The following is a 26,508-nucleotide window of genomic DNA, read 5'->3' as shown; positions in this document are numbered from 1 at the left end:
CTCCCAACCCCACCCATTAGAAATGATGAAAAAGGCTAATGTTTGACCCGCCGTAAGTTGGACACTTAGGTCAATGGAGTCACCTTCTTGCATTTCCCCTACGTCAGCAACGGACGTATTTGGAAACACCACTATGTGTGCGTTGATATCGTCTTTAGTTGCTGGAGGGTTGTTGGTATCAAAAACGAAGTAACCAAGGGTGTTGCGGTAACCAGCCCCTTCATTCAAGAAAGTGATTGTTGCTGTGGCATACTCCGCACCATTGAGTTCATCGTCAATATCAATACTTGAATAACGCTCCGGTGCAATAAAGGCACTGTTCACAGTAGTACCCTCTGGCAACATCGAATAGACATTAGTTAAAACGTCTTGAGGAAGTGACTCCGCGATCGAGTAAGTATTATTGGGTTTACCTTTGGCCGAATAGTTGGACGCATCCGCTCCAGACTCAAACGTTAAGTCCGCAGTGGTCAACGCCAACGCAACACATGGCATCAAGCAACTAGGCAGTATGACTGAATTCCAATTTCTCATTATGTTCCCTCTTCACTAGCCTTAAACGTGTAAAGAGATAAGGAGCAAAGATGGTGCCGGAAATTAACCTATTATTTAACAGTGTGTTAGAGTTTAAGTTTTCGTTTTTCTCATTTTGAGAATGAAGTTGATTTGAAAAAGGCCGCAGATTTATTCGCGACCTTAATTTTAGTATGGGGGGTGAGACTAGAAAGCAATGAGTACCCGATTATTGAGTAATAATCGGCATCGATTGCCAGGCTCTTTGATGCAGTATCTCACAGCCAGATTCTGTGATAACAATGTTCTCCTCGTGCACCATCATGCGATTTTTCGCAAATGCCATGCCCGGCTCAAGCGTTAGCACCATACCGGGTTTTAAGATCACATCACCGTTAGGCACATGTGATGGCCACTCGGTTAGCTGCATGCCTAAGCCGTGCCCCATGCGACCCACATCGTTGCCGAGTGCACCGTTCTTTTCGAGCACCGACCACATGGCTTGCCACACGTCTCCGGTTGTTCGTCCCGGTTCAGCAATCGCTAACCCTGCTTCTGTCGACTGATACACCGCGTCATAAGCCGCTATTGTATCTGGCTGCGCATATCCAAACGCATAGTTCCGGTCAAAGTCACTGAAGTAGCCATCAAAGTTAGCACCCGTATCGATGATCAAAACATCTCCTTCAGAAAGCACACGATCGGTTGGTCCCATGATGATGTTGTCATAACCACCTTGGCCGGATGCCGAGATCAAGTAAGGACACGCATCCGCCCCCAAACGCAGCATCTCCAAGTGCATGGCTTTACACGCCTGTCGCTCTGTCATCCCTATCGCAAGATGATGGCGAAGATACTCAAAACCCGCCGCCGTGACTTGGCACGCAAAGCGCACTTTATCGATTTCTGCTTGAGACTTAACACTGCGCAGATCGCGAATCATCAGCGATACATCCACCACACTATGTTGGCTTAGTTTCTGCTGTAACAATGCATAGTTAATGGCTGGCATACGCAGATGTGTTTCTGGGCCGACCATCGAACCGATTCGACGAGATCCTCTCGATACTTCAGACAACGTAGCCGCTAGCAAAGAGATACCGTCGTCTTCTGGCCTTGGTGATGGCCAACTGCGCACGTCGTCAATCCATGTATCATCAAAGCCAGCGACACCAATCTCTGGCACCACAGCGATAGGCTTGCCAACCGCAGGCACCACCAAAAACCAAGGTCGAGTTGGACTTTCCCAGAACTGCGATTTAAAGCCACTGAAATAGCGAAACTCAGGTTCGGTCGTAAAAAACGCAGCATCGATGTTTTGAGCACGTAGACGTTGTTGTAACTCGACAGTACGTTGCTCTAGTTCTGCTGATTCAAACCCTCTCTGCGGAGGTGTTAACGGCAATATACTCATATCTCTATCCTTGATTGAATTAGGGTAACTCGGCGAATTAATTGAATAAAACATCTCTTGGTAACAGAGCGATACTTGGGAAGAAAATCAGCAAAGCAGACATCAATATCAAGATGAGGAAAAACGGCAGTGTTCCGCGGATAACTTCCATATAAGGGCGTTCGAAAATCGCAATCGCGGTGAAGATGTCACAACCGAATGGAGGCGTGGCCGACCCAATCGCCATTTGTAGCGTCACCATCACGCCGACCAAGATTGGGTCGATGCCCGCTGCATCAACAATCGGCATGAAAATCGGCGTCAAGATAAGAAGAACCACCAATGAATCCACGAACATACAACCGACAAAGAAAGTCAGTGCGATAACAAACAGTATGAATTCAGGCGAAGCGTCTTCTAGATTGAGAGGAGCTAACAACTCTTGAGGGATTTGTTCAAACGAGATGTACCAAGAAAACGCCTGACCGACACCCACCAGCACAAACACAACCGCCGTAATCAAGCCGGTATTTAACGCTGCATCACAGATGTCTTTTACGCCAAGTTTGCGATAAAAAATGCACTCAACGATGATTGCATACAACACGGCAAATGAGGCTGCTTCGGTAGGTGTGACTACGCCAGAATAAATACCACCGATGATCAAAGCAGGGAAACCAAGAGGAAGAATCGCTTTCTTGATCGCTTCAATACGTTCTGCTGTGTTGGCTTTTTCAACCAAAGTGATGGTGTCGCTGTGTTTTACGCTGTAGGCATAGCTGTATAACGAGAACAGACTCGCGAGCACTAAACCTGGGCCAATACCAGCAATGAATAGCTCACCCACACTGGCATTGGCTAAGGTGCCGTAAAGAATCAGACCGATACTCGGTGGGATAAGAAACGCGATGTCACTGGCATTGATGATCAGAGCCATCACAAAACTGTCTTTGTACCCTGCTTGCAACAACTTCGGGCGCATGATTTGCCCAACCGACACCACGGTCGCTTGGGTCGAACCGGAAACAGAACCAAACAAGGTACAGCTGATACACGTAGTAATAGGTAACCCGCCACGCAGGTGTCCAACAAACGCTTGAATCAGGCCAAGTAGATTATAGGCCGTATGCCCACGCGTCATAATATCGGCCGCCAAGATGAACATCGGCACCGCAATCAATGCGTTGGGTGAGATGCCCGTGACCATCTGTTGGATCAGCACTCCCGGCTCAACCTGAGAGAAATGAATCAAGCCAATTAAGGCCCCAACCGCTAACGGTACAATCATCGGGAAGCTCAAAAACAGCAAAATCACCATCACAGAAACAAGAGTAAATGTGATGACATAAATATCTAATTCGCCGGCAATAATGTCCGAGAAAAACTGTGCAACATCGCTCATTCGAACTCACCTACTTTTGTGTTTCTATTTTCAATCACGTCAAATGACACGTAGATCTCTTTGTGCAGTAAGTTCATTAAGAAACTCATGCTGTATTGCAATCCGGCAATGAAAAAACCAATCGGAATGATCGCGTATACCCAAAACACAGGGAATTGAAGAGCTGGGCTTAATCGATTGATGTCTTTCAACTCTTTGACGTAGAAGAACGCATGGTAGGTGAGGTAAAACATCAACATGGCAGTGAGTAGCGCAATGATGGTTGTGAGAACTTTTTGAGCTTTCGTGCTTAGCGAATCGTAGACCGCAGTCATGCGTATATTTCGCCCTTGGCGCACTGCATAAGCGAAGCCAATAAAGGTCACAGACACAATCAGAAATTGATTGAGCTCTTCTGAAAAAAACAGGCTTTTGTTAAAAGCATACCGACCAATCGCATTGGCCGTAGAATTAATCATCATCGTGAGAATGGCGGTCATGATCAAAAAGCGCTCTAGCTTTTCCGTCACAACACTGATTTTATGTAGCAGTTCTTTCATAACAGGCAGTGCTCCATACTTCGTTCAGTGACAGGGGTCCATTGCCACAAATTGGAGAAGGTGGGAATAAGCTACCCGCCGCCAATGAACAGCGGATAGCATTCATCCTTACTAACGCTTTTTATTGCGTTGCTGAAGCAGCCTTCACTTCATCTAGGATTTCTTCGAGAATGTTTTTCGCCCCCTCACGCGCTTCACTCTGCTGACCTGCTGGGTAGGCATTTGCCACTACGTCATAGTAAGTAGTGTGCAGTTTTTGGCTGAGTCTTTTAAAGCGCTCACGCTCTTCATCCGTCAACACAACCACTTGCATGTTTGGACGCTCTTTCAGGATCTTGTCCATGTTCTCTTTGTTGATGCGAATCTGGTAGTCATAAGCAGCTTGGTCGGCGGCTTTGATCGCTTTGTCGACCATCGCTTGCTTCTCCTCTGACAAACCGTTGTACCATTTGCTGTTGGTCGAAACGGTGCTCACATAAGGTTGCTGACCCGGGAACATTAGGTAATCTTGAACCTCATGCCACTTCGCGTTGTAGATGAAGTAGATAGGGTTAACCATGCTATCGATAGTCTTAAGTTGCAGTGAACCGTACACTTCACCCCAAGAAAGAGGGGTAGGTGTTGCACCAAACGCTTTGTAGGTTTCAACAGGAATGGTTGAAGTGAAAGTACGGATTTTCTGGTTCGCAAAATCTTCAGGCGTGCGGATAGGTTTGTTACCACCCCATACCATTTCGCCTTCAGACATCATCGACAACAGCTTGAGGTTTACGCTCTCAAACTTAGGTGCCAGCTTGTTGTAGATGGTTGGGCTTTCCGTTAACACCTTATGCGTAATCGCTTCGTTAGTACCCAGAACATACGGTAAGCTCACCGCTTGTACTTCAGGAACATAAGACCCTAAGTGACCCGCGCCTACAGACACGAATTGAATGGTGCCTTTAGCAGCCAATTCTACGATGTCGTTCTCTGTACCCAATTGTCCGTAGTAATAGATTCGAACACGAATGTCGCCATCAGATTCCTTCTTAATCACTTCCGCAAATTTTTGCGCATAGATGTCTTGAACGTCTGTTTTGTCCTCTTCTGAAGCAAACTTCCATGTTTCGGCATGAACGCCAAAAACCATGCTCAAACTTAGCAGTGCTACGCCTAATCGTTTCATCCTGTCTTTCCTTTTATTATCCTAATTTCACGCTGATGACTTTGGTCAATTCACGCGCTTCAGTATTGGCTGTATCGACAATAAACTCCGTTTAAAGTCGGCCATCTTGCAGTGCCAAATGCGTCACTGCTGAATCTTTTTCTCTACTTGTTACTTCTCGCTGAGCCGTTTCTAAATTGATCTTGCTAAACGGTCGTTCACCAACTGAATCCAGTAGCTCGCACCGAGCTTTAAGATGCCGTCGTTAAAGTCGTATTTTGGGTTATGCAATGCGCAGCCACCGACCGATTCCGTGCCATTACCCAGCAGCACATAGCAGCCCGGCTTAACGCGCAACATGCTTGAGAAATCTTCCGAAATTGTCAGTGGATCGCAGGCGTCATTAACGTTCTCGACACCAAGCACCTTCTGCGCGGCGGCAACCGAATATTGGGTTTGTAGCTCACTGTTGATGGTTGGATAGAAGGTATTAATAAACTCAAATTCGTAGGTCGCACCTGCAGCCTGACAAATGCCCGCCACGATTCGCTCCATACTTTGCTTGATTCGGTCGAGAGAAGATTCAGTAAAACAACGGCAATCTCCCTTAATAATCACTTGAGTCGGGATGACGTTAACCGTGCCGTCTGTAATAAACTCGGTCGCAGAGACTACAGCCGTATCGTGGATCGCACTAAGATTGCGAGAGACGATGGTTTGCAGGCCAAGGATTACTTGCGAGCCAACAACTAGAGGATCGACCCCTTGATGCGGCAGAGCGGCATGCCCACCCACACCGTTGATCGTGATCTCAAAGCTGCTCTCACTGGCCATTAATGATCCAGGACGAACCATCAATTCACCTTCCGCTAAACCGGGAAAGTTATGCACGCCATACACTTCATCAATCGAGAATCGCTCAAACAAGCCATCATCAATCATCGCTTGCGCGCCACAGCCATGCTCTTCATCGGGTTGAAAAATGAAATACACCGTGCCATCGAAGGTTGGGTTCCCTGCCAATAGGTTTTCGGCTAAATAACTTGCTGCGCCAAGCAGCATTGCAGAGTGTCCATCGTGGCCACAAGCGTGCATCTTTCCATCGTGTTGTGAGCAATGTGCGAAGCTGTTTTGTTCATGAATATGCAGAGCATCCATATCAGCTCTTAGGCCAATACTCGCTTCACTTGATCCCGAACGAAGTATCCCCACTAATCCTGTTTTACCGATGTTACGCACCACCTCTATACCAAAACTGTGTAGTTGATTGGCGATGAAATCAGAGGTGAGATTCACGTCAAAGCCGCATTCAGGAAAGCGATGTAAGTGTTGACGCCATTCCGTCATGCTTTGAATAAGTTGCGAAGACAATTGGTCTGGTTTTATCGAGAAAGTAGACGACATAGTAGTGATCCCAAAGTGTAATTCTTTGTATTAACGTTAAATGTAGAGTTAGCTTGGCTGCTGAATGTAAACGTGAAGCGAGCAGCCTTAATCAAAGGTCGTTACAACGACTGCGACCTTCGGCAATTATCTGAGGATGGCTTAAGATGGTGCGCTAGTAGTGCACCAAAGCCTTTAATGGGTATGGGGTAGTTCATCAACTGAAGTGAGTGCCAAGCCAGCACCTGATTGCTGCTCACAACAGGTTTATCTAATTGCGCTTCAATGGATTCGATGACTGATGCAGCACGTAATGCAGTACAAGAGATAAACAGTAAATCGGCATTCGGATCACAGACTTCAATCGCGGCTTGTTTAATGTCCTGTGGTGAAATGAACGTCATCGCGGTGTCATCTTCAAAGCCGAAGCCAGCAATGCTCAACACCTCAATGCCTTGCGACTCAAAAAATGCGGCCACGTCTTGATTCACAGCTTCGGTATAAGGCGTTAATACCGAGATGCGCTTAGCTTTAAAGCTGTCGAAAGCCGCTAAGGCAGCGGTCACAGGATTCGTTACCGCAGCGTTTGGGCGAGACTGATGAATGAGCTGGGTAATTCGCTCGCTTCCGATCGCCACCGTGCCAGAGGTACATGCATAAATCACAACATCCAACTCTGTGCCCGGTAAGATAGTATCGGCACAATCGGCAATTCCCGGCTCCATTCTACGTAAATTATCTATGGTCAAAGGATTGTAATTTCGAACACGGCTAGTAAAAGATTGCACATCACTTGGGTACAGTTGGGCGAGATCTCGCTCAATATTAAAGTCGGTTGCTAACGCGATCACACCGACGCGTCCTGCTGGTGCTAATGCTTCTAATTCAGACTGTAAAGTAGCGATTCCAGATCTCATACTTACCGATTCCTTGAACTCATTAAGTGTTAATAAAATGTGCACTCACGACTAACATCTTTGCCAATTGACTCTTTACATTTTGTTTACAAGGTTAATAATGCCCCGATAAGTTTAAGGATTATCATCAAATAACGTCTTTATTGTGCAGAAATTCCGCATTTTTATTACGTTATAGTGATTTTTTGTTCTCATAGGTGGCTCACTCGTTGCTAAGGAAAAATACCTTAATCTTGATCACACAATGACCTAAAAGTAACAATTCACTTACAAGCAAATATTGGGAAGCGTTGGTATGGCACAGCAACCGGAAATGACGGTCGACAGTTTTGACAGAAAGATCCTCAACATCGTACAAGACTCAAATCGAGCAACTTCGGACAACATCGCAGAAAAAGTGGGGCTCTCTCCCGCGGCCGTTCAACGGCGTTTAAAACGCATGCGAACTCAAGGGGTCATTCAAGCGGATGTCTCGGTCATCAATCCAAAAGCGGTAGGGCATGCGATGACTTTTATCGTCCAAGTGACCTTGGAGCGTGAACGCGTTGATTTGATGCATAACTTCAAAAAAGAGATGAGTGCCAATCGTTCTGTACAGCAGTGCTACTACGTGACGGGCAGTTCTGACTTTATCTTGATCGTCACTGCAGCAGATATGGAGGGGTACGACAATTTTACTCGTGAGGCTTTCTTCGATAATGCCAACATCAAAAGCTTTCAAACCAATGTGGTGATGGATAACGTCAAAGTCGGCCTGACAATTCCGATTGATGAGCAACGTGATTAGACAACGCAATACGTCGGAAAACGAAACAGAAATACAGAAATACAGAAATACAGAAATAAAAAAGACGGTATGAAGAAACCTTACATACCGCCAACTTTGGGGCTTACATTATTATGAGTTGTTCGCGATTAGCTCTTAACCACTAACCACTAACCACTAACAGCTAACTATGTACTTCTAGCTATTAGATTTTGTTGTCGATGATTTGTTGGTAGAGATCCGCGTCAGTTGCTCCTTCAGTACCAATAACCAACACTCGACTGTTTTCAGTTAAATTCAATTTTTCAGCGAATTTCGGTTCTTTTTTAGCGATGATAGCAGCAGCAAACCCTGGAACTGCAGATTCGCCTCCTTCTATCGCCACTTCCGTATATTCCCCACTCGCCAACATACGCATCGCTTGCGGAATGGCCTCTTCGCTCAGCGTCATAAAGTCATCCGCACCATTTTGTAGAATTGTCCACGCCAAGCTTGAAACCTCACCGCATGCGAGCCCTGCCATCAGTGTCTCTAGATCGCCTTTAACTACCACGGGCTTGCCCGCTTGAGCACTCTTCTGTAAGCAGTTAGCCTGCTCAGGTTCGACAATTACAAAGCGTGGGCGATCGGAGCCCCACAGATCCCAGAAGTAGCCGCAAACTGCTGAAGCTAGACCACCCACTCCCCCTTGAACAAAGACATGGGTTGGGATTTCACCATCAAGTTGCTCGACAATTTCAGCCAACATAACAGTGTAGCCAAGTGCCACATCTTTCGGAATTTCCATGTAACCTTCATAAGAGGTATCCGATACAATCACGCGATTTTGCGCTTTAGCTTCTGAGTCGGCCAAACGAACAGATTCATCGTAGTTACCGGTAATGCGTACCACTTCTGCACCGAACGCTTCCATCGCTTGCTTGCGGCCTTCCGATACGTCACGGTGAATGTAGATAACACAACCACAACCAAACATTTGTGCACCCCATGCGACGGAGCGACCATGGTTTCCGTCTGTCGCACAGCTGACAACGATTTCAGCGACTTCTGATTTCCATTCCCCGTTGAGCAGCTCACTGATGGTTGGATTCTTCCCATAACGGTTGGCGATCTCAATCTGAAGCTGACGGGCAACAGCATACGCGCCGCCCAGTGCTTTAAAACTCTTTAGGCCAAAACGCTGCGATTCATCTTTATACCAAAACTTGTTTACGCCGATCTCAGCAGAAATACGATTCAATTCATGCAAGGGAGTGACGGAATAACCCGGCCATTGTGAAATGTCCTTAATTGCCTGCTCAGAACTCGCAACACTCAGAATATCAAGTTGCTCACTTGAGTACTCCAATTCAGGGTGTGCTTGAGGGTTAGCATAGTGTGTCAGAGTGCCTGCCAGTAACTGCATAAATGATCGTCCTTATTAGTCATTCACATTGCTCCTTACATCACCAAGCATAATCGTCTTCGGCTTGTAAGGCTTGCGGATATTAAAGTTTATCGGCATCAAAGTGCTGTGATTGTGCTTTCTAAAAACCAAATCTGCAGAAATTAGTTGTTACTTAGCGAATAAATGCGGTTTTTACTCACATTCATGATCTCACGTTGAATTCATGAGCATTACAAGCGGTACCGCCTTCAATTCCAAAACAAAAAAGGCTGGTGATGACAAAGCACAACCAACCTTTCAACATACACACCTAATTTTTAATGCGAGTCAAAGCTACTCAATACGAGTGATGAAACCGTATTTATCTGAATCGGCCTTAGTCACCCAGTGTTCACCAGAGGCAGGAGCTGAATCTAAAGTGAAGATATAAAAATCGATTCCTTTGTCTCCCATCACCTTTTTAAAGTAGGTCGCTTGCTTACGATGGCTTTCATTGGTGTATGGGAATTCTTTGGCTGTTTTATCACCCTCAGCCCAACTGTGCACACCAACCTGCTTATTAAGCTCAATAGCTTTGGTGGTATCAGCGCGTTGCAAAACTCGTGGATTACCCGCTGCGAACAGATCCGTGCCGCCAGAGAACACCGAGCCTGTTGGGGTAACCACCGTCGTCATATGGTTGTTGTTGATCACCCGCCCGGTGTACATATTGATATCGTCGTCAGCACTGCCACCGATATGGTTAGTGAACTTCAATGTCATCTCACTGCCTTGATACAATTTCACGATATCAAAAAGCTGAGAATAGGTTGATGCCCCCAGAGTAGACCGAATTCGATCAACAGCACCTGTCTCGTTGAGCACATCGCGGTAAAAAGCGTTGAAAGCAAACGATGTGGTAATGGTTACCTTGTTGCCAGTTTTGGTGTTACTCAAAACCGTAGACCCGAGACTAGTCACGTATTGCGACAGCTCGTTTTGGTATTCAAGCTCAACTGCAAGCTTTCTATTGCCCGTTGTCGTTTGGATTAACGTTGTATCATTACTAATTGAACGTAGAGCCGTACCACAATCAAATGAATCAAAAAAATTACCCTCGCTGTAAATTGCACAGTCATCGACTCCTGCATCTGGAAAGTACAGGTCAACGCTTTGGCCTAAGCGATCTACAAGCCTAACTACTTTTTGCTTATCACTAATATCTTCAGCAAACTGAATTTTTTCATACTGAACACCATCATAAGTAAGCTTCATTGCTTCTTGGAGCTCTTGTCGCTCTTGATACAACTCACCAAGCTTAGCCGATGAAAATACGTAATCAGCTTTAGGCTTCGTTTGCGCCTTGGTGTCAGCCTTGCTTGAGCTTGAATTACAGCCAGCTAAAAAAATCAAAGGTAACGCCAGTAATGCCTTTCGATAGTCGTTCATAAAATCATTCCCATAATGTTTTGATGGAAGTGATTCTATTATTTAAACCCGCAAGCATCTGTCCTGTGAATGTATGAGAGTGTAATTCTTTTTGAACGTTGTTTTTTATTTTCCCCAAAAGTCAAAATCATCATTGAACTGACGTGGAAAGTGTTTAATCATTCACGTTAGGTATTTTTCGTGAAGCGTTTAAATTTAATATGCGATATCGACTTGCATAAGATGAGAATCGCTCACGTCATCTCGATAAGTGAAATGCATGATAAGGCTGGGAGTGGAATGACAAAACCTAAAATGATCATCGTGGAAGACGATTTAAAACTTCAGAAAATGTTGCAGGATTACTTTGTCACGCAAGATTTTGATGTCTCCACGTTAGATGATGGCGGTGATGCCGCACATACTATCCTATCTGAGCAACCTGATATCGTACTCTTAGATCTAATGCTTCCTGTAAGTGACGGACTTACAATCTGCCGACAGACGCGTACACACTACAAAGGTAAAATCCTGATGCTCACCGCTAGTGATGACGACTTCGATCATGTCGCTGGTCTAGAGACAGGGGCTGATGACTATGTCACCAAGCCAATCAAACCAAGAGTTCTGCTGGCAAGAGTTCGTTCACTATTACGTCGCCAAGATACCAATACTGCTTCAGCCGACGGTTCAGACAACCTACAGTTTGATAAACTGGTCCTGAAAAACACCTATAAGAAATGCGAACTTTCGGGTGAGGTTTTGTCACTCACAGACAGTGAGTTTGACCTACTTTGGTTATTGGCAAGCAACCCCGATACTCCACTATCACGTGACTACTTGACGAAAACGCTGCGTGGTATTGAGTACGACGGAATCGACCGAACAATTGATAACAAGGTGGTACGTCTAAGAAAAATATTGGGCGACGACCATGCGCCAGCAGAGAAAATTCAGACGATTCGCGGAAAAGGCTACTTATTTGTTTCCACCGCCTGGCATTAAACCTCGCTCAATACGAGCGTAATGAAAGAGAGCGATTATGCGACGTATCTATTTGGAGTCCCTACTAGGGCTATTGATTTGTTTTATTAGCGGTATTGTCGCCTACGAAATTTGTGTTTATCAACTCAATACCGACTACGAATATGTACTGCAAGATTATGAAGCAACAGCCCACCAACAACTGATAGAAAACATCGCCAAGAATCAAGGCCTTGAAGCGGCTCATCAAGCGATAAACCAGTTTGTAGAGACCACACGAAATAAACTGGTTACGTTCAGCCCTGAAGATGAAATTCCAGGCCCCGTTTCTAAGTTTTTCAGTACCAACCCAAGTACCTTTATCTTTCATGATGAAGAGCGGGATCTTTGGTTTCGCTTAGCAAACAGTGATAACACCTATCACTACCTGCCCAACAGTGAAGCATTCGTTAGGCAAAAAATCGAGTTAGAAGATGACCTCATTTGGTTGTTCTTTTTAGCGAGCTTTATCTTATATGGTTTATGCCATGTACTGATCATCTTCCGCCGAGTAAAAAAACTGGAATCAGCCACTCTGAGTTTTGCAGAAGGGGATCTCTCCTCGCGAGCTGAGACTTCAAGTGGCATTGCGATCGGTTCACTGAACAAATCCTTCAACCTAATGGCCGACCGAATTCATCGCTTAATTGAAAGCAATCGCTCACTCACTAATGCTGTCGCTCATGAACTGCGCACGCCAATATTTCGTATTCAGTGGCAAGCTGAAATGTTGAAAGACACCCTGCTAAACGAAGAGCAAGAAAGTACGATTGAGAGTATTGTCGAAGACACTGAAGAGATGGAAAAGATGGTTGATGAGCTATTGTATTACGCCAAACTTGACAGCTGTGACCTAGAAAACTTGCAACAACCATTAGAGATAAGAGACCTTCTCGACCACGCAATGACGCGCTGGAACAAAGATACAGAGCTCGACATAAACCTATCACTGCCAGAGCAACCTTATGAAATTCTTGCGGATGAAATACTGCTAAACCGCGCTCTAGATAATCTAGTACGCAACGCTATGAAATTCGCACGCTCTCAAGTGCTAATTGAAGCAACCGCGCATCAAGAGCAGCTGCAGATTGCTGTACATGACGATGGTGATGGCGTAGCACAAGAACATCAAGCGCGCCTATTTGAACCCTTTTACGTTGGCGACAAAGCGCGCAATAAAGCTAAGAGCGGCCATGGTTTAGGGCTCTCTATCGTCGATAAGATCTGCGCTCAACACGGCGCTACCGTGGAAGTAGGTCAAAGCCAAACCTTAAATGGTGCAGTATTCACTATAACCATTCAGCTATGTAATGATTCAGATGACAAACCCATACAGTAACGACAAAACACCTCTGGAATAATGTTCAACATCGGCCGGGAGATGCTGTCTCCCTATGAACCTAAACTCCAACCATTCTTAAGGTGTGTTTATGAAAAAGTTATTAGTTATTTTGGGTATTGTCTCTCTTGCAGGTTGTTCAGGTATTAGCCACAACGATGAAGTTTACACAGCGCACGCTGAGAGCTTCAACATTGTCGGTTTCCAAGTTCCAGGTAACACACAAGATCGTGCAATGGAATTAGTACCTGAAGGCGCTACGGTTGAGACTATTCACTCAACAAACTCTGATACGAGCTCTGTTCTGGGTATCATCAACCGTATTATCGGTATCGACTACGTTCAAGTTGGCGGTAAGAAGCAGTAATTCGCTTTAGTTACAAACCATAGTTAAGTGTCTTCGTTACGTACCTTATCAATAGCCTGTACAAACTAAGTTAATCTAAGCCAGTGACCCGTCGCTGGCTTTTTTCATCCAGCAGATTTTGTGCTCTGTGCCAAAGAAGTGCCCAATTCCCCTTCACTCTTGTAACTAACAATTCGAAAAATAAGCCTAAAAATCTTCAAACTCTTATCAAAACTGCCCTTAAATTCGCTTAATAACCTTCAGGTTAAAATGATACTTTCAAATCGTTGATCCTTCTATCAGCTCGGAACACCTTAACTGAGGCACAGATCAATTTACTCGAAAATCTTAATTTCCATAAAAAAATAACACTTAATAAAAGTGTCATGATTTTATAAATAAAACCTATGAGTGCGTTCAAAAATAAACAGAAACGATAACTATCTGTAAATACGAGAAATATAAGTTTCATGAATAAAAGAGATCATTGCCATGCTACTAATTAATCGGATCGAATGATGTAAATTCGTTGTGATAATTTTGTTATTTTTTCATGGATTTTACATGGAAAGAGAAAATAACAATGAAAATGAAAAAGCGTTTAGTTGCCGTTGCTATAGCGAGTGCTATGTCTTTATCAGTGCATGCAAGTGAATCCGTTAACATCGATCAACCGATCAACTTTACTAGCTTTTCTGGGTTGAACACTCAGTTAGGTGTCAGTAACGCCTCTAGCTTTAAGATGGTGAAGGAAGTTAACCTCAAAAAGCGTGGTATCTACAAAGTTAAGATCCAGCAGAACATCTGGGGAACACCCGTTTGGGGGCATTACCTAAACGCCACTCAAAGTGTACAAGGTGGCGCACTTAAATCCGTTCAAGGCAGTTACCTCAAAACAACAACCCTTGAGCGTTCTTTTGTTAAGCCATCCATCAACAGCGCTCAAGCGATTGAACTGGCGAGTAAAGATCTTAAGACTCAAGGCTTAACCAGCAAATCTCTAGACAACGTACAACATGAGCTGTTTATTTATCAGGGCACCTCTAACCAAGGAGCCGATAAACAAGGCATTGGCAAACAAGGTGCAGATAAAACACGCCTAGTCTACGTTATCTCTTATCTCGTTGAAGGCAGTGAACAGCCGACCCGACCGTTCACCATGCTAGACGCGCACACAGGCGAAGTCATCGACCGCTGGGAAGGTATTGCCCACGCTCAGATCGGTACAGGCCCTGGCGGTAACGAAAAAACAGGCATGTACGAATACGGCACCGACTACCACTACCTTGATGTTCAAGAAGTGGGCACAGAGTGTGTGATGGAATCGGAAAACGTGGTCACGGTTGACCTGAATGGTGCAACAGACGGCGACACCACTTACAGCTATGAATGTCCTCGCAACGAACACAAAGCCGTGAATGGCGCATTCTCACCACTCAACGATGCCCACTACTTCGGTAACATCGTGTTCGACATGTATAAAAATTGGTTCGACACAGCACCACTCTCCTTCAAACTCATGATGCGTGTCCACTACGGTAACAACTACGAGAATGCATTTTGGGACGGCAGAGCCATGACCTTTGGTGATGGTGAAAGCTTCTTCTACCCACTTGTAAGCCTGGATGTATCAGCGCACGAAGTAAGCCACGGTTTCACAGAGCAAAACTCAGGTTTGATCTACGCAAACCAATCGGGCGGCATGAACGAGGCTTTCTCTGACATGGCTGGTGAAGCGGCTGAATACTACATGAAGGGCACCAACGACTGGATGGTAGGACGCAATATCTTCAAAGGCGAAGGCGCTCTACGTTACATGGACGATCCATCACGTGATGGCTCTTCAATCAACAACGCATCTGAATACTACGATGGCTTGAACGTGCACTACAGCTCGGGTGTATTCAACAAAGCGTTCTACCACCTAGCAACCACGCAAGGTTGGGACACCAAGAAAGCGTTCGAACTGTTCGTGCTAGCCAACCAAATCTACTGGTCTGAAAACAGTGATTTCTGGCAGGGCGCTTGTGGCGTGAAGAACTCAGCAACCGACCTTGGTTACAGTGCCGATGACGTTGTTTCTGCGTTCAACTTAGTGGGCGTATCACCTTGTGGCGAGCCACCACTTCCGCCAGAACCGGAATACCAACGTCTTGAAAATGGTGTTGAAGCTGCAGTTGCTGGTGAAACAGGCTCAAAAACTTACTTCGATATCGAAGTACCAGAAGGCCAAGACAAGCTGACGATTGATCTTGCTGTTTCTACGGGTGACCCAGATATGTATGTCGGCCTAGATTACGCACCAAGCCCTCAAGACAACATCTGTAAGAGTGAAAGCGTGACTGACGAAGTGTGTGTGATTGAGAACCCAACCTCAGGTCGCTACACAGTGAACATTCTAGGCTACTCAGATTACGCAGGTGCAAACCTAAAAGCATCGTACGAATCAGGCAACGCTAACGTACCGCCAATTTCTTCTTTCGAGCATACGGTTGTAGGCAAAGAAGTAGAGCTGCGCAGCACAAGTTCGGATAGCGATGGCCAAATCGTTTCTTACCAATGGAACCTAGGCGATGGCAATACGCAAACAGGTGAAGTGACTAGTTATACCTATGCTGAAGCTGGCGACTACGTGGTTACCCTAACCGTGACTGACGATGCAGGTGTTGCGACATCAACAAGCAAGTCGATCACGATTGAAGGTGATTCAGCGGAAGGCTTCCCACTAAAACTGAAGTTTGGTAACAAAAACCCGAACGGCAAGGCACGCGTTAAGCTGGCGTGGGATTACGACACCAACGACTACTTCGTGATTAAGCGTAACGGCAAGAATGTTGGTGCGACAGACTTCAACTCATACGTCGACAAGTTCCGTCACAACGGCACAGTAGATGTGGAGTACCAAGTATGTACCTCAAGCGATATCTGTTCAGAAACCAAGCACTACCGTTTCATTAAAGCACAGTAATCAATAGCAAATTCAGGGCTCCGAAAGGGGCCCTTTTCTCTATTGTATGTTTAGCGCATGAAACATCTACACAAAAACATCCACGCATTACACAAAAATCACACCCATTAACATAACAATACTCACCATAAAAAGGACGACAAATGGCTATTCAAAAAAGCATGCTAGCTTTGGCTGTACTCGGAGGTTCTCTAGCCTTAATCAACAGTACTTCGGCTTACGCATCCCTAGGCATCACACCACCAGCGAACGAAGAGGTTTGGATCACCACCGATGCTGACGCACAGCATATAATGACTCAGCATGGCGCAACGGTTTACCCAAGCGTGACGGGAAACAAGCATTCCATCGTCGCGAAAATCAACCAGAAAGAGCTCGCGAAACTATCCAGCCACATGCACGAAGAGACTCACCGTTGTGGTGGCTACATGGTGCACGAAGACAAAGCTAGCGCACTCAAAGCCGCAGCGATGCCACTGACAATGAGCAGCTTCGAAAAGCCGGTGATCAGCCATCAAGACACAGTGAACGACCTACTCGCACAGGTCGAACCGAGCAACATGGTCACAACCATTGAAAATCTAACCAACTTCACCAACCGTTTTTATACGACTTCTACTGGTGTCGCTGCTTCAGATTGGCTTTTAGAGCGTTGGGAAACCGAGATTAAAGATGTGCCGTATGCGTCTGCACGCCAAATCACGCATGCCGAATATCCGCAGAAATCCGTTGAAGTGACACTGCTTGGCGCTAAATATCCTGAAGAGATCGTCGTTGTTGGCGGACACCTTGATTCGACCGTTGGATCTTGGACAAGCGAAGGCACCATCTCACCGGGAGCCGATGATGATGCGTCTGGCATTGCAACGGTAACAGAGTCGCTTCGCCTGATGATCGCCAGCGGTATTCAGCCAGACAAAACTATCAAATTCTACGGCTATGCTGCGGAAGAAGTGGGGCTGCGCGGTTCACAAGATGTCGCCAATGCATTAAGGGATAAGCAAGCTAACGTTGTGTCAGTACTGCAATTAGACATGACCAACTACAACGGTTCAGCGCACGATATCACCTTCATCACAGACTATACCGACAGTAACTTAACCGCCTACTTGAGCGAGCTGATCGACACTTACGCTAGTGAGATCAGTTACGGTTTCGATGATTGTGGCTATGCCTGTTCTGACCACGCCTCTTGGCACAATGTTGGCTACCCAGCTGCCATGCCATTCGAGAGCATGTTTAACGACTACAATCCAAGTATTCATACAGAGCACGACACGCTTGAGAACTCCGATCCAACCGCGACACATGCGACCAAGTTCGCCAAACTGGCCATTGCTTACCTTGTCGAAACCAGCCTTGATTCGCCCGTTGCAGGGCCAACAGAGCTTCAATATGACGTCCCTGTAGAAGGGCTATCCGCTGGTTACGGTGAAGAGCAATTCTTTACCGTAACAACAGAGTACTCTGGTCAGTTAACCGTAACCATGACAGGCCCTCGTAGTGGCGATGCCGACCTTTACGTGAAACATAATGGTACCGTATCGAAAGCAAGCTACGATTGCCGCCCATACCAGAACAGCAGCAACGAACAATGTGTATTGAACAAACCTGCGGGTGAATTCAGTATCATGGTGCGCGGCTACCGTAACTTTAACGATGTCACCATCGTCGCTAACTTTGTGCCGGATTGGCTGTAACTAATCACTAGGTTTACTCGGCCAACCAATTGGCTAACCACTTAGGCAAAAAACATAACGCAGCTGACTGGCTGCGTTTTTTGTCAGTGGCAACATAGATGTAGATGAAAATAGTTACTTCACCAAAAACTAATTAAGCATCCCAGAATATAAATAAAAAGTTATATTTTAATTAAGTAATTTGACTACCTTACCCCAATACACCCACCTTATATTCAATTCTATAAATAACCAACACGAATAATAAAGCGTTCACTTAATTAGTTAATGCTTATTCTATTACTCTCTAACCACGAGAACATAATACCCGCCACCTAAGTCTCTAAATAATTTAAATATAATTACACAAACTTTCATTTAATGATTTATTTAAAGTAAGCCAACGCTATATACCTATTATAAATAAGGGTAAAACCAAGAAGCGAACTCAAGACAACAACGAAATAACCAATACAAACAACAAGTAAGACCAGTTCAATTACGAGACACCAGTCCAATTAAAATAAGCACTCCATACACCAAATAAATAGGACCTCAATGCAATTAATAAATATTGCATATATTAACTAGATGTATATTATCTATAAATAATCCAGAGTTATATGCGCATTTTATAAGTGTTATATTATTTACATTCAGGAATAACCCTGAATTATAAAAATAATCAAACACTGCTTATATTGGAACTAGTTATGAGTGCTAAACTAAAAATCATTCTTTCTATTATGGGGCTGACTGTCATTTTAATCATGGCGACAAGTTTCTTAAGCTGGAAGAACTTCGAAACATCATCGACCATAAGTTACAAAAAACAGTTAGGGTACAAGTCTCAACTTATCGCAGACACTATTGGACAGAAAATCAATCGTTACTTTGATGTTCTAACTTTGGTAAGCAATGAACTTTCGTTCACTGAGGATGGTCAAGTCGATACTTTGCGTGCAGTCAAAACACTCCAAAGCGCAATGCACTCAACAAATGTCATCAACGTCTACTTTTCATTAGCAGACGGAACCTCTTACTCATCAAAAACCAATGGCATCATCGAAAACTTTAATGCCAAAACCAAACAACGTGAATGGTTTTTGAAAGGTATGAGCGGCCAAGACAAGATCATTACTCGCCCTTATCTAGCGACAACAGGTGATCAGGTGATGTCCCTCGCCATGCCGATCTACAAACAAGGCAAAATTGTGGGTGTTGTCGCGCTTAACATCTTGGTTGAAGATCTCAGCAAGTTCACACAACACCTCACCACGAACAACAAGATCTTTGTCACTCGTGAAGATGGTTTTATCTTGGCTGCACAAAGCTCATCCGTGGTAGGTAAAAACATCTTCAACGAAATTCCATCTTTCAAAAATCGAGATACCTCTCGTGAAGAAAGCTTTGAATATGTTTATCAAAACACTGAGTTCTTGGCATCAGCCGCTAACATTAAAGACCTTGGTTGGAGTGTATGGGCATGGGACAAAGAGTCTAGCGTCAATCAAGACTCACAAGATAACCTTACTGAAACGCTGATCACCTCTTTGACGCTATTGCTTATTTGCGCAGGCTGCGTGTACTACGTTGTCGAAGTATTGGTTTACCGCCCATTAGGGGGAGAGCCAAGCGAGATAGAAGCAACGGTTGCCAAGGTAGCTTCAGGTGATTTTACTGCGATTAACCAGCAACAAGGGAAAGCGATTGGTATTAATGCTGCAGTTAACGATATGGTCAATGAGCTGAGCACCACGATCGACATGATTCGTAGTTCATCAAACGACTTGTTTAAGTTTGCAGAAGGTATCACGACCGCCGCAGACAGTGTGAATTCGAGTTCCGCTTCCCAAATGGAGCAATTAGAACAAACCTCAACGGCAATGAATGAAATGTCGGTCGCCGTCGATGAAGTTGCACAGAACGCTCACCGAGCTTCAGAAGCTGCGATGCAAGCTGCTCAAGAGGCACAATCGGGCAACCAAACCTTCGATACTGTGAGTATCAGTATTGTGAACCTTTCACGCGGTATTGAGGAAGTCTCAGATGTCATTAATACCGTTGGCGAAAAAACCTCGAGTATCGGCACCGTACTGGATGTCATCAAGGATATTGCTGACCAAACCAACCTACTCGCGCTTAATGCTGCGATTGAAGCTGCACGTGCAGGTGAACAAGGGCGAGGCTTTGCCGTTGTCGCTGATGAGGTTCGTAATCTCGCAAACCGCACTCAACAAAGTACCAACCAGATTCAAGAAGTTATCGTCTCACTTCAGCACGAAGCCAATAACTCAATGGAAATGATGCTGACTAACCGAGAAGCTTCAGACCTCACAATGCAAAATGCGAAAAAAGCCCAGGCATCACTCCACGAAATATCGAATTCAATCACCGTTATTGAAGATATGAATACTCAGATAGCCACTGCGACGGAAGAGCAAACCCTTGTCGCAGGCGAAATCAACCAGAGTATCGTTGACGTCAATGACAAAGCCCGTGAGACACACAGCTTGTCTGCATCGAACCAAGAGAAAGCGTCGGAGCTTATTGCACTGTCTGAGAAGCTCACGCAAGCAGTCAGTACCTTTAAGCTAAACCGTTAACCTCAACAAGATTCAATAAAGACTGATTAGGGGAAACGGCTCCCCTAATCACAACACCATAGCTAAACCTCCAATCACCAACTGGGTGATTTGAGTAAACGATTTTTCGAAGTACCCCACACAACAACATCTAGTTTTCTCTTTGCCATATCGGCAAGGAGAGGCTTTTTGCTTTCTAAAATAAGCAAACAACTTTGCAAAAAACAAGGATAACTCTATGAAGTTAAAAAGATTAGTGCTCATTACGACCATGATTTCATCCAGCGTCAATGCTTTTGAAATCTGTAAGATTGGGGACGAATATAACGTCTTAGATAGCGAGAGCTTCCACCAAATCCGCCAAAAAAATTACGATTCATTTAGTGATGGCATTACCCCTGAAAACCTTTTCCCATCGGCGCCGGAACACATTATCGACTTAAAACCATCTCTATCCGAAGCCAGTGATATTTTGCCAGAAACCGCCACATTACTGGAGACAGGGCCAGCCCCGGCGATTGCGATTGAACCGGTAGAAGCGACACGATTAATGGAAACCTTGGGACGCTCGACCAGTGGCATGGCAAAAGGCGCGTTAGAAGCTTTGGGGCCAATTGGTGATGCGGTTGCTGTCGGCCTTTGGGCAAAAAGCGTTGCCAATAGCTTTCAAGACGAATCGCGCACCTCTTATGATAGGTTTGCCACCGTTATGGAGTTAGTCGATTGGTTTGGCGTATTAAAGCTTCCAGCTAGAGAAATAGATCGTCAAATATTGAGTAGCCGTTGGGATAGGATTGCGGCGGGTGACCATTATAGTTATCGCGTTCATGATGACCTGATTACTCAGCAAGATCTAAGAGACAAAAACCATTGGGCTGAACTCGCATCCAAACAGCAGGCCATGTTAAACGCAGTAGCACAAGGCTTCGCGACCGATCTTGCACTCAAATACCAACAGCATTATCAAGAAGTCGTTCAAGCTCAAACCATCATGGCAGAAGAGCTGATTACAGGTGTCGAGCATGAACTGCGCAAAACTCTCTTTAGCCAGCTTGCAATCGACCATCAAGGCTCTCGCCTTTTCGCATCAGACATTGCCTTGAGCTGTAATGAAGAAACCCAAGCATTGGCAGAGCTTTACCCTCAACAAGATGTTGAAGAAAACAATAACCGCCCACCAGCGGTGCCGTCAAAGCGCCAAGCCAATCGAGCTCTTGCCAAACTCCAACACTGCCAGCAACAACTACTGGATGAAGCTATTGCCAAACTTGATGCCTTACGAGCGGGACAAATTCCAGGGCTTGACCAAGCCGCTGTGGAACAACTTTATACCCGAACGCTAGCAGCAAAGACGCAGATCATTGAAACCGCGGACAACCATGTCAATTTGCTCAAGAGTAAGTTGCAAAAAGAGATGTTTACACAAGGCGAAATTGCCGTTGAACGACTATTCCGTTCAGGCTCTGTAGAGACCATGCATAACTTCTTTAAGGCGCAAGCTGAGCGCAATGCCATTGACGAAATGACACGCAGTATTCTAGGACGTCCAGCAACGTCACAAGAAATACGCAACAAAGAGATTGTTCTCCAAAGCGGTTACAGAAAGTGCGTTCGTATTGGGATTCTCGGAGGAGACCCGAATTTTCGTGGCTGTGTCGAATATGCTTGGATACCAGCGGAAACTCGCCCGTTTAATCCATCTGAAGATACGGTTATTGCGCAAATCTATCCGCCGAATAAAGAAGCGGTGAAGCGAGTTCTTTTCGATACGTTAAGCACCTTAATTGCCGATGGCTGGAACTCAGAAGACGAGGAGTATTGGTTAGAGCAACAGATCTTGAACTTTTCTGCGCAGCAGCGCCTAAAACAACAAGCCGAATTCGATAAACAGCAGGTTTATCACTGGTTACTGGACTCCAGCGCAATGCTTGAAGGTGAATGTGGTGGCGGTAGCGCGTGTGCTGGGTGGAGCTTGTCTTACCTTCAAAAAGAGAATCTTTCACGACAAGCGTCGCTGCATTACATCAATAATTGGCACGCTAACTACTCCGGCAAAAGCGCCTATGTGCACTCAAAGCGTTATCAAAAACTTGAAAGCCTCATAGCTGTCGCACTGGCAAGTGAATGGCAGGCCAAACAAGCGGTAGAGTTTTTTAGTTTTACTTATCCAGGCAGTGCCGATCTCGAAACTAACGCGCCATTAATTTACTCAGCACTCAAGTCTTCATCGCTAGACATTACTAACCTGCAAGGTAATACGCTACAGCTAGCGAAAGGGATAGTGAAAACTCGACTTGCCGAGGCGATAAGCGTCTCAGACAGCAACGGTATTGAGTGGCTACATTCGCAAGTGGGCCAATTCCAGCGCTATACGTCGATCATCCACTCTCAACATATCTCTACGGGACATTACGCCTCTGGGGAAGGGGAAGTCACCGCTCTGTTTTCAGAGATGCTGCCTGCGCACCTGATGCGTTACCTGATTTCAGACATCATCCCTGATAGCTATGATGCCCGTATCGAGCGCTCTATTGACGCCATCTTTAACCCAACGTCTGAACTCAATCAACAGCTCGATAAATTAAGTAACACCAACGAAAACTTTACCAATCAACCCGGCCGTAGCTGCATGATCTACTATCCGCACCTTAAGAGCGCACTACTTGATGTTGCGGCAGATGAGCACCTGTACTGGCTTTCACCGCTCTCTGAATGGTACGACGCAGTCACTCGACAACAACTCAATATGTTTGGTGCTCTGAAGTATGCCGTGATCAATCAGAACACTTTCGGCATTCCATGTGATTTAAGCCCTAACAGCTACCAATACCAATAAAGGGCGGACACTATGAATACTCGATTTTTATTGCTGCTCTGTTGTCTGAGTTTTACTGCCTTCTCTCAACCGTTTGATGCGCTCAAACAGCCAAACCGTTTAGAGGAAGAGGTCACCCAGCTAGCAGAAGACTTCAAAGACTGGTCAAAGGCTTCCAATGGTTGGCGCTACTCCTTCATAACTGCCAATGAAAAGGAAGCAGTAGAAGACTTTTCCATTTCCGGCTATCAGACCGCTAATGACTACCTAAGAGCAACTGACACCTCAACATGGGGTGTCGCGGGGGCGGATGCGAGGCAGTACATTCGCACGGTTAAATCGGCTCTCAACAAGCTGCCAAAATACAAAGGGACCGCATACCGAGGGACTTGGGTAAAACTATCTCTGCTTAACAAGCTCGAAGAGGGGGACGTGTTGGTCGAGCCAGCATTTACTTCAACCTCTACTCTCCCAGAAGTCGCTAAGCGCTTTTCGGTAGTGCATCCCAACTCCCCACAAAGGCTCAAGCGAGTGCTTTTTGAAGTCAAGATCAATCAAGGGGGTCACACCATTGCAGGGCTTTCGGAATACAGCAAAGAAGCAGAGGTTCTGTTTGCGCCAAATGCACACTTTCGAATCACCCAGATAGAGCGAACCTCTACCCATACCTACATCGGCGTGGAAACGGTGAAGGCATCTGCCGTCAAAAACACTCAGAAATATAACCTCTATTCAGGCGAAGAAGTAGAAGCATCATTTTGGCACTCTCTCGTTTGTACATAAGCTAAGGATCAAGCAATGAAAAAATTTATTGGAGTGCTTTGCCTCTCTTTAATGACAAGTTTTTCGGCACAGAGTGAGGAGTTTCCTGAGTTTAAAGGGCGTTCACTCTCCTATCAGGCGCAACAACAAATTGCGGATGACCTGATGGATTGGGCAACGACGCACCATGTAAAAGCTGAAAAAAAGATGATCAGTGAAGAGTACTCTGCTATCAAGAATTACGGCCGAGTGGATCACGACGTGGTCAATGAATACATGCGAGCTGGAGAGCCTGAAGGGTATCTGTCGGAAATGTTTGGTCGTACATTAAAGTCGCGAGTCTTTCATATGCGGAATGTGATGAATAAACTACCTAACTACAAGGGTACGGTTTACCGTGGATCATCAATCAAGAACTCGCTACTGGAAAAGCTCAACATCGGTGACATTCTGCATGAGAAAGCTTTTTTATCGACATCGACACTGCCTAGTGTTGCCAAGAACTTTTCGTCAGCTGGCGTTTACGAAGGCGCCTCTGCAGCTCAATTCAAAATTGAGTTAAAGTCAGCAGGTCGAGCGATCAATGCTTACACGTTTAAACCGGATGAAGCTGAAATACTCGCTAAACCCAACACTTACTATCGAGTAGAAGCGATTGAGCGAGTATCACCCAACAAAAACTACATCAAGATGCGAGAAGTAAAGAACCCCGCTCGGTACCTGAAAGCGGAACCTGATATCCACATTTATGACAGTTACAGCGGTGAAGAAGTAGCACTTCGCAGCCGTAGCTCACTCTATTGCCTATAGTGTAGCGTGCTTGCTATTTAGTAAGCGGCTGATAAAAAAAGACCATCATCAAGATGGTCTTTTTTATTGCTGAGGCTAGGGCTATTTATTAACTGGCTGTTTTACGCATTATCTTGCCACAAATATATTCGCCAATAGGCATCGCTGAGGTCGCCGCTGGCGATGGTGCATTGCACACATGCAAGCTTCTTGGACTCTCCGCAAACAGGAAGTCATGAACCAAGGTACCATCTTTGAGTACCGCTTGAGCACGAATACCTGCAGGGTATGGCTTGAAGTCAGACACAGTGATACTTGGGCAGTACTTATTAACCAATTTAAGATAACCCGGCTTCCACCACGAGTTTTTAAACTCGACCAAACCGGTTTTTAGATTATTCGCAGTCACTTTCCAAAAGCCCGCAAAGCTCAGCATCTGCCAAGTGTCCTTGAAACTAAAGTTAAGCTTGCCATAACCTTCTCGCTTCCAGCCTTGAACTGCATTTGGCCCTACTGTTACGGAGCCATCAATCATGCGTGTTAAATGCACGCCCAAGAAAGGCAGTTCTGGGTCAGGGATCGGATAGATAAGGTGATTCACCACTTGGTTATGTTTAGCATCAAGCTGATAGTATTCACCGCGATAAGGGACGATTTGGAAGTCAGTTTCAATGCCAAGCATCTTAGTCATTCTGTCCGCCATTAAGCCTGAGCAAGTGATCAAGAATCGACTGTTCAACTGCAAGGTCTGTCCATCCACTTTGCAGGTTAACTGAACCTCATCGTCTTGCTCATCAGCCAATATAACTTCTGTGCCCAAGCTCAACTCCCCACCCGCCTCAACAAACTGCTGAGCCATCACTTCAGTGACTTTTTTGTAGTCAACGATACTGGTGGTTTTGACGTAAATCGCGCCCAAGCCCGTGATGTTCGGCTCGGCGAGTTTGAGCTGCGCTTGGTCCAACAAATCGACATCAATATCGTTATCATGGCAGCGCTGATAAAGTGCATTCATGCGCTCGACCTCTTGCTCATTGGTCGCAACCAATAACTTACCGCAGTTTTCGACGGGGATATCATGTTGACGACAAAACGCGATAGTACGCTCTACGCCTCGCTTACAGAAATCCGCTTTCAAGCTACCCGGAGCGTAGTAAACACCAGCGTGAATCACACCACTGTTGTGACCCGTTTGATGCTGCGCAAAGCCACGCTCCTTTTCGACTAAAAGGATACTTTTATCAGGGTGAGCTTGTTGCAGTTGCCATGCCGTCGACACGCCAACAATGCCACCACCAACGATAATATAGTCGTATATTGAGTTCATAATGTTCCTACATTCAGTCCTTTA

At 45.4% G+C, this 26,508-nt stretch carries 19 protein-coding genes and 1 pseudogene; 10 read left to right on the top strand and 10 right to left on the bottom strand.

All coding sequences use genetic code 11. The features are described from left to right. The 7 genes and pseudogenes from L4C44_RS09230 to L4C44_RS09200 all read right to left on the bottom strand — a co-directional run. Positions 1-495: pseudogene (locus L4C44_RS09230) on the bottom strand (LruC domain-containing protein); the annotation flags it as partial. A 247-nt stretch (positions 496-742) separates the two neighbouring features. After that, positions 743-1,927, bottom strand: a complete 1,185-nt coding sequence (locus L4C44_RS09225) for a M24 family metallopeptidase (protein ID WP_428804931.1) — start codon at positions 1,925-1,927, stop codon at positions 743-745. 37 nt (positions 1,928-1,964) lie between these two features. Next, positions 1,965-3,308: a TRAP transporter large permease gene (locus L4C44_RS09220; RefSeq protein WP_146491149.1), complete on the bottom strand. Its 1,344-nt coding sequence runs from the start codon at positions 3,306-3,308 to the stop codon at positions 1,965-1,967. Next, on the bottom strand, positions 3,305-3,847 hold the full coding sequence (locus L4C44_RS09215) for a TRAP transporter small permease (protein WP_332409120.1): 543 nt from the start codon (positions 3,845-3,847) through the stop codon (positions 3,305-3,307). Before L4C44_RS09215 ends, L4C44_RS09220 begins: the two co-directional genes overlap by 4 nt. 121 nt (positions 3,848-3,968) lie before the next feature. After that, complete coding sequence (locus L4C44_RS09210; protein ID WP_428804930.1) at positions 3,969-5,012, bottom strand: TRAP transporter substrate-binding protein; 1,044 nt, start codon at positions 5,010-5,012, stop codon at positions 3,969-3,971. Positions 5,013-5,183: 171 nt separating this feature from the next. Continuing rightward, positions 5,184-6,395 carry a M20 aminoacylase family protein gene (locus L4C44_RS09205; RefSeq protein WP_428804929.1) on the bottom strand — a complete coding sequence of 404 codons (1,212 nt, stop codon included), beginning with the start codon at positions 6,393-6,395 and terminating at the stop codon, positions 5,184-5,186. 101 nt (positions 6,396-6,496) lie between these two features. Continuing rightward, positions 6,497-7,291, bottom strand: a complete 795-nt coding sequence (locus L4C44_RS09200; protein WP_428804928.1) for a maleate cis-trans isomerase family protein — start codon at positions 7,289-7,291, stop codon at positions 6,497-6,499. A 295-nt stretch (positions 7,292-7,586) separates the two neighbouring features. Here L4C44_RS09200 and L4C44_RS09195 point away from each other — a divergent pair, with 295 nt between their 5' ends. After that, a complete protein-coding gene (locus tag L4C44_RS09195) occupies positions 7,587-8,078 on the top strand; it encodes an Lrp/AsnC family transcriptional regulator (protein WP_086714699.1) in 492 nt (163 codons plus the stop codon). Positions 8,079-8,262: 184 nt separating this feature from the next. Here L4C44_RS09195 and L4C44_RS09190 read toward each other — a convergent pair whose 3' ends face one another. Together L4C44_RS09190 and L4C44_RS09185 are read right to left on the bottom strand one after the other, a co-directional pair. Further along, positions 8,263-9,462, bottom strand: a complete 1,200-nt coding sequence (locus L4C44_RS09190) for a diaminopropionate ammonia-lyase (protein WP_428804927.1) — start codon at positions 9,460-9,462, stop codon at positions 8,263-8,265. A 315-nt stretch (positions 9,463-9,777) separates the two neighbouring features. After that, a complete protein-coding gene (locus L4C44_RS09185) occupies positions 9,778-10,872 on the bottom strand; it encodes an alpha/beta hydrolase (protein ID WP_428804926.1) in 1,095 nt (364 codons plus the stop codon). A 279-nt stretch (positions 10,873-11,151) separates the two neighbouring features. On the opposite strand from L4C44_RS09185, the gene L4C44_RS09180 reads away from it, so the two are divergent. The 9 genes from L4C44_RS09180 to L4C44_RS09140 all read left to right on the top strand — a co-directional run bounded on the left by L4C44_RS09180 (position 11,152) and on the right by L4C44_RS09140 (position 25,178). Continuing rightward, positions 11,152-11,856, top strand: a complete 705-nt coding sequence (locus L4C44_RS09180) for a response regulator (RefSeq protein ID WP_146491156.1) — start codon at positions 11,152-11,154, stop codon at positions 11,854-11,856. A 37-nt stretch (positions 11,857-11,893) separates the two neighbouring features. After that, complete coding sequence (locus tag L4C44_RS09175) at positions 11,894-13,213, top strand: sensor histidine kinase (protein WP_285953089.1); 1,320 nt, start codon at positions 11,894-11,896, stop codon at positions 13,211-13,213. 91 nt (positions 13,214-13,304) lie between these two features. Continuing rightward, positions 13,305-13,580 (top strand): hypothetical protein, encoded by a 276-nt coding sequence (locus L4C44_RS09170; protein ID WP_146491158.1) that lies wholly within the window; start codon positions 13,305-13,307, stop codon positions 13,578-13,580. Positions 13,581-14,142: 562 nt separating this feature from the next. Further along, positions 14,143-16,527, top strand: coding sequence for a M4 family metallopeptidase (locus tag L4C44_RS09165; protein WP_146491159.1), 2,385 nt, complete (start codon positions 14,143-14,145; stop codon positions 16,525-16,527). A 143-nt stretch (positions 16,528-16,670) separates the two neighbouring features. After that, complete coding sequence (locus L4C44_RS09160; RefSeq protein ID WP_428804925.1) at positions 16,671-18,227, top strand: M28 family metallopeptidase; 1,557 nt, start codon at positions 16,671-16,673, stop codon at positions 18,225-18,227. Positions 18,228-18,919: 692 nt separating this feature from the next. Continuing rightward, on the top strand, positions 18,920-20,812 hold the full coding sequence (locus L4C44_RS09155; RefSeq protein WP_285953093.1) for a methyl-accepting chemotaxis protein: 1,893 nt from the start codon (positions 18,920-18,922) through the stop codon (positions 20,810-20,812). 217 nt (positions 20,813-21,029) lie between these two features. After that, complete coding sequence (locus L4C44_RS09150) at positions 21,030-23,627, top strand: hypothetical protein (RefSeq protein WP_428804924.1); 2,598 nt, start codon at positions 21,030-21,032, stop codon at positions 23,625-23,627. A 12-nt stretch (positions 23,628-23,639) separates the two neighbouring features. Beyond that, positions 23,640-24,389: an ADP-ribosyltransferase gene (locus tag L4C44_RS09145; RefSeq protein ID WP_146491163.1), complete on the top strand. Its 750-nt coding sequence runs from the start codon at positions 23,640-23,642 to the stop codon at positions 24,387-24,389. A 15-nt stretch (positions 24,390-24,404) separates the two neighbouring features. Next, positions 24,405-25,178 (top strand): ADP-ribosyltransferase, encoded by a 774-nt coding sequence (locus L4C44_RS09140; RefSeq protein WP_428804923.1) that lies wholly within the window; start codon positions 24,405-24,407, stop codon positions 25,176-25,178. A gap of 88 nt (positions 25,179-25,266) precedes the next feature. On the opposite strand, the gene lhgO is transcribed toward L4C44_RS09140, so the two are convergent. Continuing rightward, on the bottom strand, positions 25,267-26,484 hold the full coding sequence (gene lhgO / locus L4C44_RS09135; protein WP_428804922.1) for an L-2-hydroxyglutarate oxidase: 1,218 nt from the start codon (positions 26,482-26,484) through the stop codon (positions 25,267-25,269). Positions 26,485-26,508: the final 24 nt, after the last annotated feature.

It is taken from the genome of Vibrio satsumensis (assembly GCF_050337435.1).
GTDB lineage: Bacteria > Pseudomonadota > Gammaproteobacteria > Enterobacterales > Vibrionaceae > Vibrio > Vibrio satsumensis.
Note: the sequence above shows the minus strand (reverse complement) of the source record. Positions and strands in the feature narration are given on the sequence as shown.

Bases quoted from the DNA above. Each gene is read 5' to 3' on its own strand.
- L4C44_RS09185 (WP_428804926.1), bottom strand. From the start codon at position 10,872: ATGAACGACTATCGAAAGGCATTACTGGCGTTACCTTTGATTTTTTTA.
- L4C44_RS09220 (WP_146491149.1), bottom strand. From the start codon at position 3,308: ATGAGCGATGTTGCACAGTTTTTCTCGGACATTATTGCCGGCGAATTA.
- L4C44_RS09215 (WP_332409120.1), bottom strand. From the start codon at position 3,847: ATGAAAGAACTGCTACATAAAATCAGTGTTGTGACGGAAAAGCTAGAG.
- L4C44_RS09140 (WP_428804923.1), top strand. From the start codon at position 24,405: ATGAAAAAATTTATTGGAGTGCTTTGCCTCTCTTTAATGACAAGTTTT.
- L4C44_RS09150 (WP_428804924.1), top strand. From the start codon at position 21,030: ATGAAGTTAAAAAGATTAGTGCTCATTACGACCATGATTTCATCCAGC.
- L4C44_RS09200 (WP_428804928.1), bottom strand. From the start codon at position 7,291: ATGAGATCTGGAATCGCTACTTTACAGTCTGAATTAGAAGCATTAGCA.
- L4C44_RS09160 (WP_428804925.1), top strand. From the start codon at position 16,671: ATGGCTATTCAAAAAAGCATGCTAGCTTTGGCTGTACTCGGAGGTTCT.
- L4C44_RS09210 (WP_428804930.1), bottom strand. From the start codon at position 5,012: ATGAAACGATTAGGCGTAGCACTGCTAAGTTTGAGCATGGTTTTTGGC.
- L4C44_RS09205 (WP_428804929.1), bottom strand. From the start codon at position 6,395: ATGTCGTCTACTTTCTCGATAAAACCAGACCAATTGTCTTCGCAACTT.
- L4C44_RS09145 (WP_146491163.1), top strand. From the start codon at position 23,640: ATGAATACTCGATTTTTATTGCTGCTCTGTTGTCTGAGTTTTACTGCC.
- L4C44_RS09180 (WP_146491156.1), top strand. From the start codon at position 11,152: ATGACAAAACCTAAAATGATCATCGTGGAAGACGATTTAAAACTTCAG.
- L4C44_RS09225 (WP_428804931.1), bottom strand. From the start codon at position 1,927: ATGAGTATATTGCCGTTAACACCTCCGCAGAGAGGGTTTGAATCAGCA.
- L4C44_RS09195 (WP_086714699.1), top strand. From the start codon at position 7,587: ATGGCACAGCAACCGGAAATGACGGTCGACAGTTTTGACAGAAAGATC.
- lhgO (WP_428804922.1), bottom strand. From the start codon at position 26,484: ATGAACTCAATATACGACTATATTATCGTTGGTGGTGGCATTGTTGGC.
- L4C44_RS09175 (WP_285953089.1), top strand. From the start codon at position 11,894: ATGCGACGTATCTATTTGGAGTCCCTACTAGGGCTATTGATTTGTTTT.
- L4C44_RS09170 (WP_146491158.1), top strand. From the start codon at position 13,305: ATGAAAAAGTTATTAGTTATTTTGGGTATTGTCTCTCTTGCAGGTTGT.
- L4C44_RS09165 (WP_146491159.1), top strand. From the start codon at position 14,143: ATGAAAATGAAAAAGCGTTTAGTTGCCGTTGCTATAGCGAGTGCTATG.
- L4C44_RS09155 (WP_285953093.1), top strand. From the start codon at position 18,920: ATGAGTGCTAAACTAAAAATCATTCTTTCTATTATGGGGCTGACTGTC.
- L4C44_RS09190 (WP_428804927.1), bottom strand. From the start codon at position 9,462: ATGCAGTTACTGGCAGGCACTCTGACACACTATGCTAACCCTCAAGCA.